The organism is Clostridium lacusfryxellense (assembly GCF_018861735.1).
Classification (GTDB): domain Bacteria; phylum Bacillota; class Clostridia; order Clostridiales; family Clostridiaceae; genus Clostridium_AD; species Clostridium_AD lacusfryxellense.
Map to the genome: position 1 here is coordinate 40,983 of NZ_JAHLEB010000032.1, position 15,615 is coordinate 56,597.

General features: G+C 30.7%; 18 protein-coding genes, 2 tRNA genes and 1 rRNA gene. 5 read left to right on the forward strand and 16 right to left on the reverse strand.

Features of this window, described 5'->3' with window-relative positions; all coding sequences use genetic code 11:
- Nucleotides 1-77: 77 nt before the first annotated feature.
- Nucleotides 78-734 (forward strand): PIN domain-containing protein, encoded by a 657-nt coding sequence (locus tag KPL55_RS16595; protein ID WP_216307859.1) that lies wholly within the window; start codon nucleotides 78-80, stop codon nucleotides 732-734.
- Nucleotides 735-832: 98 nt separating this feature from the next.
- Here KPL55_RS16595 and KPL55_RS16600 read toward each other — a convergent pair whose 3' ends face one another.
- The 9 genes from KPL55_RS16600 to KPL55_RS16640 form a co-directional block, all read right to left on the reverse strand.
- Nucleotides 833-1,492 (reverse strand): LysM peptidoglycan-binding domain-containing protein, encoded by a 660-nt coding sequence (locus KPL55_RS16600; protein ID WP_216307860.1) that lies wholly within the window; start codon nucleotides 1,490-1,492, stop codon nucleotides 833-835.
- Between the two features lie 219 nt (nucleotides 1,493-1,711).
- Nucleotides 1,712-1,966: a YkuS family protein gene (locus KPL55_RS16605; RefSeq protein WP_216307861.1), complete on the reverse strand. Its 255-nt coding sequence runs from the start codon at nucleotides 1,964-1,966 to the stop codon at nucleotides 1,712-1,714.
- Between the two features lie 125 nt (nucleotides 1,967-2,091).
- Nucleotides 2,092-2,295 (reverse strand): heavy-metal-associated domain-containing protein, encoded by a 204-nt coding sequence (locus KPL55_RS16610; RefSeq protein WP_216307862.1) that lies wholly within the window; start codon nucleotides 2,293-2,295, stop codon nucleotides 2,092-2,094.
- Nucleotides 2,296-2,304: 9 nt separating this feature from the next.
- Entirely contained in the window at nucleotides 2,305-3,216 is a 912-nt protein-coding gene (locus tag KPL55_RS16615; RefSeq protein ID WP_216307863.1) for a PSP1 domain-containing protein, read from the reverse strand.
- A gap of 1 nt (nucleotide 3,217) precedes the next feature.
- Nucleotides 3,218-4,162 carry a DNA polymerase III subunit delta' gene (locus tag KPL55_RS16620; protein WP_216307864.1) on the reverse strand — a complete coding sequence of 315 codons (945 nt, stop codon included), beginning with the start codon at nucleotides 4,160-4,162 and terminating at the stop codon, nucleotides 3,218-3,220.
- Nucleotides 4,163-4,219: 57 nt separating this feature from the next.
- Nucleotides 4,220-4,549 (reverse strand): cyclic di-AMP receptor DarA, encoded by a 330-nt coding sequence (darA, locus tag KPL55_RS16625; protein WP_216307865.1) that lies wholly within the window; start codon nucleotides 4,547-4,549, stop codon nucleotides 4,220-4,222.
- Nucleotides 4,550-4,562: 13 nt separating this feature from the next.
- Nucleotides 4,563-5,183, reverse strand: a complete 621-nt coding sequence (gene tmk / locus KPL55_RS16630; RefSeq protein WP_216307866.1) for a dTMP kinase — start codon at nucleotides 5,181-5,183, stop codon at nucleotides 4,563-4,565.
- 52 nt (nucleotides 5,184-5,235) lie between these two features.
- Nucleotides 5,236-6,687 carry an aminotransferase class I/II-fold pyridoxal phosphate-dependent enzyme gene (locus KPL55_RS16635; RefSeq protein WP_216307867.1) on the reverse strand — a complete coding sequence of 484 codons (1,452 nt, stop codon included), beginning with the start codon at nucleotides 6,685-6,687 and terminating at the stop codon, nucleotides 5,236-5,238.
- Nucleotides 6,666-6,878 (reverse strand): sigma factor G inhibitor Gin, encoded by a 213-nt coding sequence (locus tag KPL55_RS16640; RefSeq protein ID WP_216307868.1) that lies wholly within the window; start codon nucleotides 6,876-6,878, stop codon nucleotides 6,666-6,668. The genes KPL55_RS16635 and KPL55_RS16640 overlap by 22 nt, the downstream gene beginning before the upstream one ends.
- Nucleotides 6,879-7,156: 278 nt before the next feature.
- On the opposite strand from KPL55_RS16640, the gene KPL55_RS16645 reads away from it, so the two are divergent.
- Entirely contained in the window at nucleotides 7,157-8,293 is a 1,137-nt protein-coding gene (locus tag KPL55_RS16645; RefSeq protein WP_216307869.1) for a zinc-binding metallopeptidase family protein, read from the forward strand.
- A gap of 66 nt (nucleotides 8,294-8,359) precedes the next feature.
- Here KPL55_RS16645 and KPL55_RS16650 read toward each other — a convergent pair whose 3' ends face one another.
- The 3 genes from KPL55_RS16650 to KPL55_RS16660 form a co-directional block, all read right to left on the reverse strand.
- The gene (locus tag KPL55_RS16650) at nucleotides 8,360-8,857 is read right to left on the reverse strand and encodes a DUF6106 family protein (protein WP_216307870.1); all 498 of its coding nucleotides are present in this window, start codon (nucleotides 8,855-8,857) and stop codon (nucleotides 8,360-8,362) included.
- Between the two features lie 558 nt (nucleotides 8,858-9,415).
- The gene (locus tag KPL55_RS16655) at nucleotides 9,416-9,943 is read right to left on the reverse strand and encodes a DUF2695 domain-containing protein (protein WP_216307871.1); all 528 of its coding nucleotides are present in this window, start codon (nucleotides 9,941-9,943) and stop codon (nucleotides 9,416-9,418) included.
- 210 nt (nucleotides 9,944-10,153) lie between these two features.
- Nucleotides 10,154-11,182 (reverse strand): SMI1/KNR4 family protein, encoded by a 1,029-nt coding sequence (locus KPL55_RS16660; protein ID WP_216307872.1) that lies wholly within the window; start codon nucleotides 11,180-11,182, stop codon nucleotides 10,154-10,156.
- Between the two features lie 666 nt (nucleotides 11,183-11,848).
- On the opposite strand from KPL55_RS16660, the gene KPL55_RS16665 reads away from it, so the two are divergent.
- The 3 genes from KPL55_RS16665 (at nucleotide 11,849) to KPL55_RS16675 (ending at nucleotide 13,711) form a co-directional block, all read left to right on the forward strand.
- Entirely contained in the window at nucleotides 11,849-12,454 is a 606-nt protein-coding gene (locus KPL55_RS16665; protein WP_216307873.1) for a recombinase family protein, read from the forward strand.
- A gap of 352 nt (nucleotides 12,455-12,806) precedes the next feature.
- On the forward strand, nucleotides 12,807-12,986 hold the full coding sequence (locus tag KPL55_RS16670) for a hypothetical protein (protein ID WP_216307874.1): 180 nt from the start codon (nucleotides 12,807-12,809) through the stop codon (nucleotides 12,984-12,986).
- A gap of 20 nt (nucleotides 12,987-13,006) precedes the next feature.
- The gene (locus tag KPL55_RS16675) at nucleotides 13,007-13,711 is read left to right on the forward strand and encodes a hypothetical protein (protein WP_216307875.1); all 705 of its coding nucleotides are present in this window, start codon (nucleotides 13,007-13,009) and stop codon (nucleotides 13,709-13,711) included.
- A gap of 449 nt (nucleotides 13,712-14,160) precedes the next feature.
- Here KPL55_RS16675 and KPL55_RS16680 read toward each other — a convergent pair whose 3' ends face one another.
- The 4 genes from KPL55_RS16680 to rrf all read right to left on the reverse strand — a co-directional run.
- Nucleotides 14,161-15,186: a tyrosine-type recombinase/integrase gene (locus tag KPL55_RS16680; protein ID WP_216307876.1), complete on the reverse strand. Its 1,026-nt coding sequence runs from the start codon at nucleotides 15,184-15,186 to the stop codon at nucleotides 14,161-14,163.
- A 159-nt stretch (nucleotides 15,187-15,345) separates the two neighbouring features.
- A tRNA-Cys gene (locus KPL55_RS16685) sits at nucleotides 15,346-15,420 on the reverse strand.
- A 6-nt stretch (nucleotides 15,421-15,426) separates the two neighbouring features.
- Nucleotides 15,427-15,502 (reverse strand) — tRNA-Phe (locus tag KPL55_RS16690).
- Nucleotides 15,503-15,507: 5 nt separating this feature from the next.
- Nucleotides 15,508-15,615, reverse strand: a 5S ribosomal RNA gene (rrf, locus tag KPL55_RS16695); the annotation flags it as partial.

The window sequence follows — 15,615 nt, forward strand, 5'->3', positions numbered from 1 at the left end:
TATTATAAAGCTACTATTAGTAACCAATGTTGAATATATATTATATTATATAATAATCGATTTTAATGAGGTTAAAAATGCAGTTAATATTATATCCTTTTAAAAATATAGCTTTTAATAAAAATTCAGTATTATTAGATGCATCTTTCCTACTTAGCTTAATATATGATGATGATATTAAGCACAGTGATTGTCTATCATGTTTAAAACAACTTTCTGAAGGAAGTTGTGTTTTTTACACTACTAGTATCATATCTGCAGAGGTTTTAAATAAAATACTTTATAAATTATTTATTAGTGACATCCAATGCAAGATAACCAACAATAGTCCCTATAACTCAAATGACAACATTAGATCAATAACTAATAGTTTTAGTCGCCATGATACAAAAATATTAAGAGAAAAGAGAAAAGACAGACTTATTCATATTCCATACAAAAGGTATTTCGATAATATTTCTAAGAATTCTATGAAAAGAAATTTACTCAATATCTATTACAGTAAATCTGTTGAGATAATATCAGAACTAGAAAAAATTATTAATATTAAATACCTCAACATTTCTGAGGAATGTATCTCATTAGTTAAAAGCTTTATGTGCGAAAATTTATTATCTGTTAATGATGCTTTCCACATAGCTACTGCCCAGCATAATAATATAGATTTTCTTCTTACTTTAGATGGTGACTTTGTTTTTGCTGAGAGTAGTGAAATAAAAATACTTAAAATATAATAATCCTTTATAATTTTAATTACCTAATATACCTGTTATTAATTAATATAAAAAAAGTGTAATTTTGAATGTCTCAAAATTACACTTTTCTTTTATCTCTACTTTTTAGGAATAGTAATGACCATACCATCTTTGATAGCATCCTCATCTGTAATTTTATTTGCTTCTTTTAACATTGTTATAGCTTCTTTTACATTATATGAAGGCATATTGTCTTTGGCAATTGATGTTAATGTATCTTGTTTTTTTACAGTATATTTACTAATATCATTTTGAGTATCTATATTCGCTGATACTTCTGAAGATGTTTTATCTGCATTTTCAGCTGAAGTTTTAACAGCTTTCTCATATGGAATTACTATCTTCTCACCCAACGAGATTTTATATGTCTCATTCATATTATTTCTATTTTTAATGAATTCAACTATTTCGTTTTTATCAAAACTAGGCATGTGTGCTTTTACTATACTAAAGACCGTATCATTCTCTTTAACAGTATATATACCAACATTTGTTTTATCATTTATATAAGTAGCATCCATTTCATTAGTACTTTTCTCTTTAGTATCTGTGCTTGTAACAACTGCATTATTTTCCTTTGATGTTGATGTCGATGTGTTGTTTTCCACTACACTATCATTTGGTATTTTTACATTTGAAGCATCTTCCCGCCCTCCAACAAACCTTACTGCAAAGAACACTCCTAAAATCACTACAGCAATAGTAGATATACTAATTATTCCCTTTTTTAGACTCATATTTAAAACCCCTTTCATATTTAATATACAATGATTTACATTTAAATTATTGACTTAATTTGAGGATCTCATACATATAATATAAATATTTATGATTTTTAAATAATTTTGTTATACGTTTTCGAAATTACCATTTCCATCAAATATTAGTACGCACAAAGAAGGCCAGTAACTAAAAATATAAGTTACTAGCCTTTATATAAAATAATAATTTATAACCTAACGTTTTTTTTCTATCTGATTCTTAACTTCCTCACCAGTCATTCCAGTAACATCAATTATTGGAGTATTTGTTATCGTTTGAGTTGTACCCATAATATTTTGATTTTCACCTGTAACAATTATGGCATCATACCTATCTAAAAAATGCCCTGCATTCTTTTTACTATTATCAAATTCTTTAACTGTATATCCTTCTTCACTTAAATAATCTTTAATAGGACTCAATCCTATTTGAACTGCTATTTTTTTCATACTTTTGGCCTCCCTTTTAAAATTATTATCTCCAATTTTAAAAAGTGTATTCTAATCTACTCATATATATTTTGGTGGTATAGAAAAACTATGCAAAAAAAACAGAGAAAATTTTCTCTGTTTTTTTATATAACTGCATAACCGGCTTCTTCAATTGACTCAATCAGATTATCTACTGTAATGAAATAATCATCATATATTATTTCTATTTCTTTAGTGTCACCATTTATTTGGCAAGCAATTACGCCTTGATTATTTGATATAGCTAAATTAATGTTACTAATATCATCTGAATTATTCATATTAAGCACTTTTATAACTGACTTCATCTCTACCCCCTAGTTATCCTTAAATAATTCTTTTATAATATATGCATCTTCACCACTCTTAGCTAATTCTGCTTTAATATCTTCCTCATTTACAGCATCTTCATATCTTCCAGACACTAATGTTAAGTCTTCAATTTTAACTTCTACTATTTCTTCATCGGTACCGTTAATTTTCATTTTGATTTTTACAACTTCTTTTACAACACTGTTCCCAATAACTTCTGCCCTTCCATAAGGTGTATCTACTACAGACCCTACAATAGGTAAAGTTTTTCTTATTTTTTCATAAGTATCCTGTTCATAATTTAAACAACACATAAGTCTACCGCATATTCCTGAAATTTTTGTAGGATTTAATGATAGATTTTGCTCTTTTGCCATCTTTATAGAAACTGGTGCAAATTCTCCGAGGAATGTTGAACAACACATAGGTCTGCCGCATGGTCCAAGCCCACCTATCATTTTAGCTTCATCTCTAACTCCTATTTGCCTAAGTTCTATTCTGGTTCTAAATACTGCTGCTAAATCCTTTACGAGTTCCCTAAAATCTACTCTTCCATCTGCTGTGAAGTAAAATATAACTTTATTATTATCGAAGGTATACTCTACATCAATTAACTTCATATCAAGTTCATGTTTATGTATTTTATCCAAGCATACTTCATATGCTTCTTTTTCTTTGTTTTTGTTTTCGAAATCTTTTTCCGCATCTGAATCTGTAGCTTTTCTAATAACAGATTTAAGCTGAGATACTATATCATCTTCGTTTATTTCCTTTTTACCAATAACACATTCCCCAAATTCTATTCCTCTGACTGTTTCAACAATAACCTTATTTCCCTTTTGAATATCTATATCGTTAGGACTAAAATAATATATTTTTCCAGCTTTCTTAAATCTTACGCCTATTACTGTAACCATCTTAAACCTCCTGCATTTTAAGTAACATTACTTCAAACGCTAACCCTGGGTTAACGTTCCTAACTAAATTATCCCTAGTTTCATTTATTATATTTATAATACCATTTAATTTGTTAAATGAAAATATACTAGCTAATTCTTTTATATTTAATATCTTATCAATGTTAATAATTAAATTTTCTTCTTCAATTTCTTTATATATTATGGTATCCCTAATATACGAAAGAAATGCAGTTAATATTTCTTCAAAACATTCCTTTTGATTAGATAATTTTTTTTCGTATTTAATTAATTCTTCAGTTCTAGCGCTATTAAGCTTAAGTAATATTTCCAAGGTAATATCTCTAATTTCCTTAAAATTATTATCTTCAATATATTTTTCAGCTTTTCCTGGTATTCCATCACTGAAAGCAATACTAACTTTTATTTGGTCTAAATGTAGATCAGGATATCTTACTTTTAAAAATTGTTCCATCTCATTAAGATTTAAGGATTTCAATTTGTGTATTTGACATCTTGATTTGATTGTATCCAATATAACTTCTAGATTTTCACACAATAAAAATATAGTCACATTTTTAGGTGGTTCCTCAATTGTTTTTAAAAAAGCATTTTGAGCCTGAACTGTCATTTTATCAGCATTGTATACAATTATAACTTTTTTATCTCCTTCAAAGGGTTTTTTATTAATTTCTTCAACTAGACTTCTTATAGAATTAACACCTATCGTGCTTTTATTCTTCTCTACTTTCCATTCAATTAAATCAACATATTGCTTATCTAGATCTTTTCCAAGTATCATAAGCCCTATATTCTTAGCAAGTATACTTTTACCTATTCCATCCTCGCCAACTAAAAGGTGAGCATGAGATAGTTTATCTAACTTTATTGAATTACTTATTTGATTTTTTATACTATCATGTCCTATTATGCTCTCAAAACTCATTTTAATCCTCCATGAATAAAAGCAAGTATAAATTTATATATACTTGCCTTTAATTAGTTATACCTTTATATACTTGTCTACATCAACTACAAATACGTTTGCTCCACCTACATCAACTTCAATAGGGAATGGCATGTAGACTCCAGTAGAACCAGCTACAGGTGATGGTGATGATATTATCTGTTTTCTTTCTTTGCAAACCTCTTCAATAATAGCTAAAACATCATCTACTTTTTCTTTATCTACTCCAATTAGTAATGTTGTATTACCTGATTTCAAGAATCCACCTGTAGTGGCAAGCTTTGTAACCCTAAAACCCTTGTCTGTAATAACTTCAATTAAATCATTTGCATCATCGTCTTGAACTATTGCAATAACTAGTTTCATTTTATCCCATCCTTTATAATTTTATTTTTTTAATTATGTTTATTATATCTTTATGGATTTCGTCTACAGTTCTATTCCCATCTACTACTTCTATTTTATCATATTTTCTACAAATATCTAAGTAACCTTGAAAAACTTTTTTATGAAACTCATTCCCACTGTTTTCTAGGCGGTCCAAAGTCTTTTGCATTTTCTTTCTTTTTAATCCTTCTTCATATGGAATTGTAATCATAAATACTAAATCTGCTTCAAGTCCATCAAGTGCTGCTTCATTAATGCTTTTTATTCTATCCATCCCAAGACCACGCCCTGCACCTTGATATACCATAGATGAATAAACAAAACGATCACAAATGACTATCTTTCCCTGACTTAGCGCTGGTTTTATAACCTCACTAACTAGTTGAGCCCTAGACGCAGCGTAAAGTAACGCCTCACACATATAACTCATATTACTATTGTCATTGTCTAGTATTATTTCTCTAATTTTCTCACTTATTTCTGTGCCTCCAGGTTCTCTAGTTCTTACCACTTCATATCCCAATTCTTTTAGATATTCTTCTAATAATTGTATTTGAGTAGTTTTTCCCGAACCATCTGGTCCCTCTAGTGCTATTAATCGTCCTCTCTCCATGGAATCCCCTCCTCAAATATATGTGTATATTAACATATAACATTAATAATACCTATTTTTCCACTGTTGCTACTTTACCATCATCAATTCCAAGTACCGTGACGTTGCATAACAGGTAATATTCTATAACATCTATAGTTTGCTTAGATATTATCTCACCAGGCATTACAATTGGTATCCCTGGTGGATATGGAACTATCGACACTGCACTTATTTTATTCTCTGAGTTTTTTAAATCTACTATTATTTTCTGCCTATCCATCACTTCATATGGGAGCATTACGGTCAAAGGCATATCATAATCAATTAAGTCTACATAAGGAGCCTTTAAAGTGTCCATATCGCAGTTTTTAAGTGCTATATATAATGTTTCAAAATCCGCTGACTTATTAAATGTGGAAAATATTAAGACTACATTTCTATTATCGCTCATCTCAGCTTGAATTTTTTTTGATCTTAGATATTCTAATAACTTATGTCCACTATAACCTTTAGGGACATTTAATATGTACCTGGTTAAATCAATAGTATAATTATTATTCGAAATAATGTTGTTATTTCCAAATCCGTTTAATAAATCTCCTTGCCCTAAAATATAGAACTTGTCTAATCTATTAATTTTGTCCCTACTAATCTGACACATTTCAATTAATCTACCATAATCCTCTTCACCATATTCCTCAATATAAGCTCTTGCATAATCCATAGAACATAAAAGCATGTACGATGGACTCGTACTTAGAAATGCACTAACATAGAAGTCTACCTTACTAATGTCCACATCTTCACCAACATGCAAAAATGCTGTTTGTGTTAAGCTAGGTAATGTTTTATGAGCACTCATAACTACCATGTTAGCTCCCATTTTTAAAGGATTTTTGGGTAATAACTTATTAGCGCCAAAATGAGCTCCATGTGCAGCATCTACTAATACCTTTATATTATACTTTTTAGCCACTTCTATAACATAGGATAAATCGAAACATATCCCATAATAATTAGGGTACGTAACAACAATACCTTTAGCATCTTTATTTTGACTCAATAAAGTAAGAAAATGCTCCTTATCAAAAGGTAAAGGAGCATCATATTTTGAATGAATTTTATTTTTAATATAGACTGGCCTTAGTTTTCTCATAATAATGGCATTAAATATAGAACGATGACAATTTCTCTCTACAATAATTTTATCGCCCTCATTAAATGATGAAAAAATCATTGTTAAATTTCCACTAGTGCTACCATTCACTAGAAAATAAGATTTAACACTTCCGTAATATTCACTCAAAAGCTTTTGAGATTCTTGTATAATCCCCTCCGCATGATGGAGATTATCTAGACCGTCAACCTCAGTTATATCTCCTTTTATACAATTTTCATAAAACTGCCTGCCCTTTGTTGTTTTCAAAAAACCAAGTCCACCTTTATGTCCTGGCATACAAAAGGATAAATTCTTTTCTTTTATATATGTTAACACTCCATCTACAAGTGGTAATCTTGACAATCCTTAGTCACTCCTCTTGGCATAAACTGTACCAAAGTTTTTCTTATACAGTTTTTGTAATATTCATAGAAATCAGTATTAGCCTTTGAATCTATGATTCTTCCTTCACAATTATTGCAAATTCCTCTACCATTTATTATTATACCATCATTTAGAGGCTTTCTACATATAATACAATTTTCTTTTTTCATATTTCCCCCCTTAAATTTCATAACTTAAACATTCTCTGGTGCCATAAACTAACTAAAGTATCGCCTCTTATAATATATAATATTCAACTAGGTACGCTTTCTTATTTTGTCCACATAATAATTTTCATTTTATTTATATACATATTATTCCATAACTAGCTATTAAAGATTATTATATGACCTTATTAAATTTTATTTGATATTATCATTATATTTTTGTAACTTTGGGTATACTAAATATATTAATAATCATTTGCATTTTGAGAGGAGAATAGTCTATGAAACAAGAGATTATAAGTTATATAAACAGCATAAAAGAGGATATATATAATTTATCGACTTTTCTTTATACTAATCCCGAAATAAATTATAAAGAATACAAAGCATGTTCTTACATACTAAATATGTTAAAAGCTAATGATTTCAAAATTGAGGAAAACTATTGTGACATTCCAACATCTTTTTATGCTCAATACGGAACTGGCCATCCAAAAATATGTTATCTATGTAAATACACATCTACTGAAAACGGAGGTCATATATTTGGTAATAATGTGAATGCTAGTATGTCTATTGGTGCAGCATTAGGGTTATCAAAGGTAATATCTAAAAGTGGTGGAAGTGTAATTGTAGTAGGATGCCCAGGAGAGTATACTAATGGATCCGAATTAACTTTAACAAAAGATATGTGTTTTGAGGATATGGACGTTATAATTGCACCTCATTGCGATATAAATAATGCAGAAAGTGGCACATCTATGGCAACAATACCAATTAAGATTAGATGTAAACAATCTGGTACTGGTAGCTCAAATAATTTTTCATCTTTAGATTCCTACCTGTTGATACTTAGTTCAATAAGCCAATTGTTAAAGGGATTAAATAATGATTGTTCTATTGATAACATTTGTATAACAAATGCTTCTACACATACTAATATATTTTCTGAATCAGAGGTTAAATTCTATTTAAGGGCTTCTACCCTAACATATGCTAGAGTAATAGAGAAAACTATCGTAGACCTTATCCATTCAATGTCCCAAGTAGTACCCCTATCACAAGAGATAAGTTTATTTGAATTACCTTCGCAAGAACTTTTGAGCAATAAATCTTTATCAAGAATATTTACTCACAACTTGAAAGAATGCGGTATTATAGACATTACATGTTGTAAGGATTCATTATACGGACTCGGAATAGGTGCTGTAAGTCACACTACACCATGTATATATCCATCTATATGTATTACAACAAATCCCTTAATTAGTTGCCCATCCCCTCTATTTGCTCTACAAACTCAAACAGACTTCTGCAAAGAAAATATAATTAAAGCTGCAGAAGCCCTCGCTATAACAGGTCTTGACGTTATAGAAAAACAAGATTTATTAAAAGAAATTATCATTGAACATAAATAACTTAAATTATATATTTAAACATAAAAAAAGAAGTATAATTTTAATAAAATTATACTTCTTTTTCATTTATAGTGTTAATAACGATTTCCCTTTTATCACCGCAATCTTGTTCATAAGACTATCACTAGGTTGAAAATAAAACTTTTTTAATTTATCTCCTACACTATATACACAACAAAATTTGCTTCCATTAAATGTAGAACAGATATAGTTCTTTGAACTACAAATATGTTTCTTTGAAGTAAAATTACTATTTTTACCAATAAATTCTATATTCTTTAGCTTAATATCTTCTAATATTGTAACCTCTTCACCTTTTATTTTATGAATGATGAATTGATCTGCTACAATTAGGTACTTATACTTAACCTTACATTTTGAAAATTCCATATAACATAGAGCTATCATTAGTGTATTAAAGAACATAGTTACAAAAGTTTTAATATTTATGCTACCCATACTTGATCTAGGTAATAAGTCTGATAGGCATATAAACATAATTAATATAATAAACAATAATACTATAGCTGGAAACTTTTTTCTTTGAACCATTTCTTTATACATAAAATCCAGACCCCCTAAATTACCGTAAAACGTTAGGCATAAATAGTTTTGTACCCAACATAAGTGATTATACTAGCATTTGATATATAAATCTACTTGTACTAAGTTCACTATAGTTTACATACCTCAATATATAGCCTTCTACTCCATTTAATTTAGTATATCTGCATCAATATATGTATTTCTACGTTTATCTCTATATTACTAACTTTCGACAAGTGTAATGAATAATTTATTTGTTTATATATATCAAATACAATATATGAAAATACATGTTATATATTAACTTCTATAACTTACCATATTATACAATAAAAATAAAAAAGTAGTCTAGATGCTTAAATATCAGCATCTAGACTACTTCTTACTGTTTTGGAGGCGCCACCCGGATTTGAACCGGGGAATAAAGGTTTTGCAGACCTTTCTCAGTTACTAAACTGGCAACCCCTGTATCTATGCGTATTTAACCGCTTGTAGTCTTTATTAATGTATAGGTTTATATCCTAAGTATAACATAGACGAGCTACACGGTAAACCAACATAATCTTAGCGTTTTTACTAATCTATTACATTTGCAAGAACTTCACAATCACAAAAACCACCTTGATTTTGAATAGCCCTTACTATCCTCGGCTTTTTACTTTTAGCAACATTACTATCTAGCCATTCCTTAGTGAGGTCTAAAGTATAATTACATGCACATACTCTAAGCTTTTTATCAAGAAAATTTCCTAGCGAATCTAAATGGTCAGGTGTTAACTCCAACTCTTCCCATTGAGATTGACATTCCTTCAAAGCGGCTAATCTTTTTAAATCACTTTTATTTTTCCCCGATATTTCTATTGCCTTTTCTAGATAACTTAGCGCAAAATTGTAGTTTAAGAGACATGCTTCGGCCTGTGATAATAGTCTCAATGCCAAAGCGTCTTTAGAGTTCTCGTTTAGATATTCTTTTAGCCCTTTTCTAGCGTCTATTAGATATGGTATTGATTTTTTATCAGGCATTCTTCTATCCAACGAACCTTGCATTGATAACTTTTGACCTTGTATAAGAACCTGTTGTAATTCAGATATCGATTTTGACATATTAATTTCTCTCCTTTGTACATTTTTAACCTTCCTCAATAAGGTCTGCACCTGACCTATAGCAACTGCACTTGTGCTGGAGAATGTGCCTTAGCATTGATCAACCGTTCCTATATATAAGCTATAAATCATAATTTCACACATTATATTATAAAAATAGCCTACCAACCAAGGCGGAAGAAAACATTTTGTTAGATGATGTTGACCTTTTTATATTATCTTTTGCAAAAACTCCTTTAATCCAGGGGCATATTTTTTAAATTTCCATTCTCCCTCACCATGAATTGCTTTTACGATTGGAGCATCTTCCCCATTAGATTTAGATAAGTCTAAACAAAATGGATCTGCATTATCGTTTCCTAAGACCAAAAAATTCGTAGGCCATCCTGGTATCGCCTCCTCCTTTTCATCGTATGAGTATCCTATTTGACCATGTATAAGCTCAGATACACCGAACAATTCTAAACCATCCAAAAACTTTCTGCCCTCTATAAAAACATTTAGTGGGGAATAATATCTTAGGAACCTTGAATAAAGCGAAGGTAAGACCCATCTATCCAGTATAATATTTAGTTCTTCTGTATTACATTCTGTAAGCCAATTTGTTGGGCTAGCTAAATCTTGATTATCTTTCCGTTGTTTAGCTAACTTTTTATCCAAAGCGCTCACAATTATCTCAAGTTCATCTGAAGGATTGTCCAATGAGGGATGTCTTTGAGGTTCCTTATACCCTTCACCTTGTGGAAATCCCTGGTTAGCCCATTCAATTACCTCTGCAACCCTTAGATCCGTCAGTTTCCAATGTCCGGGGTCTGATGAAAGATTTCTATCAAACTTTTGACCACTATAAATTGCTAGTTGCTTAATTGCTTTTGCTCTAACTTCTACTTTGAAATTAATATTATCAACCAAACTAAGGATTGTACCATAAGCTTTTAAACCTTCGGTTTTTAATAATCCCTCAATACCCCAATATGCTAAATCTTTATCTGTGAGGCAATAATCAAATACCCATGAATAATTCCCTTCTCCTTCGTTAACTAGTTCAATTAAATCCGGTAGAATAAATGACCTCATATGAAATATATTTCCTGACTTTACATACTCGCCCAAAATCTCTATAATATCTTTCCTATCCTTCTTCTTTTTCTTAATTAATTTTACTGTCAGCTTCCAAAATATACTTCCGTCTTCAGTAGCAAATAACTTATCTTTTAAGTTTTCTAATTCTGTTTTCAATGTCTATTACTCCTTTCATATATCGTATCTAATTAGATTTTTTAGTTAGTCTCATCAAGAATAATTACTACCTTTTCTTTTTCTAACCAATTTGTTGAGATCAACTGAATTATTTTAAAATTGACATCACTAACTCTCCAAATATTAATAATTCTGATGATATATATGTTAAAAATCCATAAATGTTAACTAAACTCTCAAAACTTAATACTTTGGTTAACTATAATATTAATGACAATTGTATCGGGGATATTTTATTTTACGATTGCGTATTCACCAATAATCAATTATATCAAAGTTCAAATATTAATCCCACATTAATTTATACTAGTGAACGAAATATTCTATATCCTCCATAAGTTTTAATTTTTTTCTACATAAAGGGAAAATACTCCTATTAGCATACTGGCAATTAATTTGCTTAACGCACTGACGAGAACACAGATTTAACATTCCTTAAAATCTTTGCTCATAGTAAATTCTGAATAATATGTGTTTATAAAGGTATACCTATAAGGACAGAATTAAATTAACCATTCTAAGCCATCCATAACGTTTTATAAGGTGCATAATTAATTTATAAACGTTTGTGTTTTTACATTGACCTTTACAAACGCTTATGTTATAATCTTTATATAGGATAAATATATGTTGGAGGTTGGACAAATGAGAATATACGCATATGCAAGAGTAAGCACCAAAGAGCAGAATTTAGACAGGCAGATGGTTGAATTGAAAAAGTATGTTGATGATGAAAAATATATATTTACTGATAAGTTAAGCGGAAAAGATATGGAAAGACCACAATATCAACTGTTAAAGAAGTTTGTACAGAAGGGTGACACAATTTACATAAAATCATTGGATAGGTTAGGCAGAAACAAACAACAAATAAAAGATGAATTAGAATACTACAGGTCTGAAGGTGTAAGAGTAAAAATACTAGACATACCGACAACAATGATGGAGATAGCAGAAGGTCAAGAGTGGCTAATAGAAATGATAAACAATCTATTGCTAGAAGTATTAAGCACAATGGCACAACAGGAAAGAACCAATATAAGAACACGGCAAGCAGAAGGAATTGCAGTTTTAAAAGCAAAGAATAATGGTAATGGAATTGGCAGACCCAAAGCAGACTACCCGAAGGAATGGCAAGAAGTGTATGCAAAATGGAAAGCTAAAGAACTAACCGCTGTAAAGACAATGGAGCAACTAGGATTAAAGAAGAATACATTCTACAAATTAGTAAAACAGTATGAAAGCAATTAGGTCAAAATCAACAAATGACTAACCACTCATTCACATGAAAACAGCCTATAGATGTGCCTAGCAGTCAACATTATGTAACGTAATTAAGTTTCTACGGCTCGTTAAAACTGCTTGTATCCCAGTAACCCCAGTAGTTTGACAACATAAGCACTGGGTCATTATAGTTCCCTATGTTGCATGACAATAATTAGCACTATACAAGTATACAGTATATGGTTACTGGCGTAATAGCTGGTAGCCTTTTTTTACTTTACAGATATATTTTAAATAATCAGTCACGAAACGTCCTCTTTACCAACATAAATATTGATGACAAAATAAAGCTGGCGAGCAAACGTAGGAGGAAAATATAATGTATAAAGTGAAATTAAACAGCAAAAAGGACGAGTTACTTGAGCAACAACGTACAAGTTTATTATATAGAATTACTGGATTGCTGATGTTATTATCAGTAGTCCCTTTTTTATACAAATTCAATAATAATACTATACAAGAATATACAGCGATAAGAAAGGATAAAACTGCTAAATAGAGCGGTTATGGTGATAAAATATGGGACTATGTATAAAAGGAAATAATAGAAGTAATGGAATAGTAAATAGGCACTTAGCAGAAACGTCAGCTAATTCCTTTGAGTGCTTTGAGGAACAGGTTAGGAGTAGGCAATATCACAGTATGTGGGATACAGAAATAGAAATTAAAGTTGAACAATTATTTAGAGATGGAGTTTATGACCCTATATACGAACTGTTATTACAGGAAAAGGGTTCAGTTGAGAAATGGTCTAAAAAGTGGGAAGAAAAATATAATATTGATTGGTGTGATTTATTTTCTGACTTTCAGCTACATCTATATAACATGCTAGATGGGATAGCAGATAAAGTATATAACAGAGATATAAGCTTTATGAATAACCTGTACAAGCAGTTAGAGTGCCTTACAAAAGACAAACGCAAATATCTTAACAGAGCTAAACGAAAATACGATTGGAACAGTATTCCAACAGATATGTATGAACAAATTCCTGACAAAACAGATTTGTACGCAAATAGTGAGTTGTTAATGGACTTGCAGGAATTAAACTGGACGGAATCCACAGATATTGATAGAAAGATTATCATAGGACTTGCCACTGATGTAATCGAAAAGTCAGAGATTCCTCTGCAATTTAACTGGGCTAAGAATGATAGAAAGAAATTAAGTAGGTATATGCAAACTACAAAAATTCTGTTAGCTGATATCATTACCACAATTTAAGATACAGTTTATTACTACTACTTACTATATTAACTGTATAAGGTTGGCGGATAACTTTAATAGAAGGGGTAACTCTTACCTTAACAGTTACTATACGACATTAAAGGGTCATTCGGGGCATGGATTAAGAAATAATTTTAAATTACTTTAGGAGTTGGTATTAGATTTCCAAGTCAACTATAAAAGATGGTAAAGAAAGTATAATAAAAATCCACTTAAGTTCACTAATATATATTCTATTGAATCATTTACTTTATTTCTAGTTTCTCCTGTTATTCATAAAAGATTATATACATAAAGTAGAATACCATTAATGTAAATTGATTACATTAAACCCGACCAACGGTGGAAGGCATTGGGCATTTCTCCTATCCGTCCTATTGAATAAGTAAGAATTGAATTTTACTTTCACCTAATCTAAGCATAAAAAAAGAGGGCAGTTACGCCCCCTATAGAAATCTATTTATAATATTTAACCTCTCATGTACGTTTATTAAATGACTATTATCTAAATTGACATATATCCTCGTAGTTGTAATGTTCGCATGACCTAACATCTTCTGAAGAGTGAATATATCCATACCAGCTTTGACACATTCCAGAGCAAATGACCTTCTATATTGGTGAGGTGTGGTCTGCTTATTTATAATTCCTGCCTTCTTACCGTAATGAGCAAAGTTTTTTATAATATTAACAGAATTTATCCTATTTCCATAAGTAGAATTAAAAATATATTCTTCTTTATTCATCTCAGCAATATTTATTAGCTTTTGCATATACTTAGCTGTCTTACTGCTTATAGGTAGTATTCTTGATTCTCTTGTTTTAGCAGTTTCCCCACCTATCTTAATAATTTTATCCTTACTGTTATAATCTTCTATTGAAACGTTCAATAACTCATTTATTCTTACCCCACAGTCCAATATAACTAACATAATTACAAAGTCCCTAAACTGTGAATACTCTGTTAAGTCTAATACTTTAAAAATCTTCTTAACTTCTGCAACCGTTAATGGCTCTTTAGTATCCTTTGGCACCTTAACCAACTTTATCTTACTGGAAATATCCTCAGGAATAATCTTTTCAGTAAATAACCAACGCAAATAACATTTAACCGTTCTTAACCTCAAATTTATTGTACACGGTTTATATTCTTTCTGAAATAAATAAGCAATATACTGTAGAAATACACCCTTCTCAACGGCATGGTTCTCGTAGTCCTCTACCTCAGTTTGTAACCAGTTTTTTAAATACCTCATAAAAGTTGTATGGTCTGAAAGTGTTTTAGTTGCAAGTCCTTCCAGTCTTTTAACAGTCATAAACTGCTCGTGTAATCCCAAGAACTCACCCATATTAAAACTACATTCCTGTTCCTTTTCTTGATGTATAGGTTCTATTACTGCCCCTACGCCATCCATTGTAATACGTTTCCTTGACTTCTGTGCAACCCTCTGTTTATCTTGCGTGCAACCCATTGTAACCCTCCTAATTTAACCGCAATCATTATAAAGAACTACACATAGGTTTACACGCAAAACTTAACACCAAGGTTTATATCTGTTAAGAAAAGTATATAAAATAAAAAAGCAGCCCATCTACTGAAATATCAGCACTTAGACTACTTTTTCTTGCTTTGGAGGCGCCACCCGGATTTGAACCGGGGAATAAAGGTTTTGCAGACCTTGACCTTACCGCTTGGCTATAGCGCCATACCATGGTGGCTAGACCAGGAATCGAACCAGGGACACGAGGATTTTCAGTCCTCTGCTCTACCGACTGAGCTATCCAGCCACATTACCTGGCGACAACCTACTCTTCCACAAGGTCACCCCTGCAGTACCATCGGCGCATTGAAGCTTAACCTTCGTGTTCGGTATGGGAACGGGTGTTACCTTCATGCCATA

Excerpts from the sequence above, each read along its gene's own strand:
- KPL55_RS16595 (WP_216307859.1), top strand. The coding sequence starts at position 78 with ATGCAGTTAATATTATATCCTTTTAAAAATATAGCTTTTAATAAAAAT.
- KPL55_RS16600 (WP_216307860.1), bottom strand. The coding sequence starts at position 1,492 with ATGAGTCTAAAAAAGGGAATAATTAGTATATCTACTATTGCTGTAGTG.
- KPL55_RS16605 (WP_216307861.1), bottom strand. The coding sequence starts at position 1,966 with ATGAAAAAAATAGCAGTTCAAATAGGATTGAGTCCTATTAAAGATTAT.
- KPL55_RS16610 (WP_216307862.1), bottom strand. The coding sequence starts at position 2,295 with ATGAAGTCAGTTATAAAAGTGCTTAATATGAATAATTCAGATGATATT.
- KPL55_RS16615 (WP_216307863.1), bottom strand. The coding sequence starts at position 3,216 with ATGGTTACAGTAATAGGCGTAAGATTTAAGAAAGCTGGAAAAATATAT.
- KPL55_RS16620 (WP_216307864.1), bottom strand. The coding sequence starts at position 4,162 with ATGAGTTTTGAGAGCATAATAGGACATGATAGTATAAAAAATCAAATA.
- darA (WP_216307865.1), bottom strand. The coding sequence starts at position 4,549 with ATGAAACTAGTTATTGCAATAGTTCAAGACGATGATGCAAATGATTTA.
- tmk (WP_216307866.1), bottom strand. The coding sequence starts at position 5,183 with ATGGAGAGAGGACGATTAATAGCACTAGAGGGACCAGATGGTTCGGGA.
- KPL55_RS16640 (WP_216307868.1), bottom strand. The coding sequence starts at position 6,878 with ATGAAAAAAGAAAATTGTATTATATGTAGAAAGCCTCTAAATGATGGT.
- KPL55_RS16645 (WP_216307869.1), top strand. The coding sequence starts at position 7,157 with ATGAAACAAGAGATTATAAGTTATATAAACAGCATAAAAGAGGATATA.
- KPL55_RS16650 (WP_216307870.1), bottom strand. The coding sequence starts at position 8,857 with ATGTATAAAGAAATGGTTCAAAGAAAAAAGTTTCCAGCTATAGTATTA.
- KPL55_RS16655 (WP_216307871.1), bottom strand. The coding sequence starts at position 9,943 with ATGTCAAAATCGATATCTGAATTACAACAGGTTCTTATACAAGGTCAA.
- KPL55_RS16665 (WP_216307873.1), top strand. The coding sequence starts at position 11,849 with ATGAGAATATACGCATATGCAAGAGTAAGCACCAAAGAGCAGAATTTA.
- KPL55_RS16670 (WP_216307874.1), top strand. The coding sequence starts at position 12,807 with ATGTATAAAGTGAAATTAAACAGCAAAAAGGACGAGTTACTTGAGCAA.
- KPL55_RS16675 (WP_216307875.1), top strand. The coding sequence starts at position 13,007 with ATGGGACTATGTATAAAAGGAAATAATAGAAGTAATGGAATAGTAAAT.
- KPL55_RS16680 (WP_216307876.1), bottom strand. The coding sequence starts at position 15,186 with ATGGGTTGCACGCAAGATAAACAGAGGGTTGCACAGAAGTCAAGGAAA.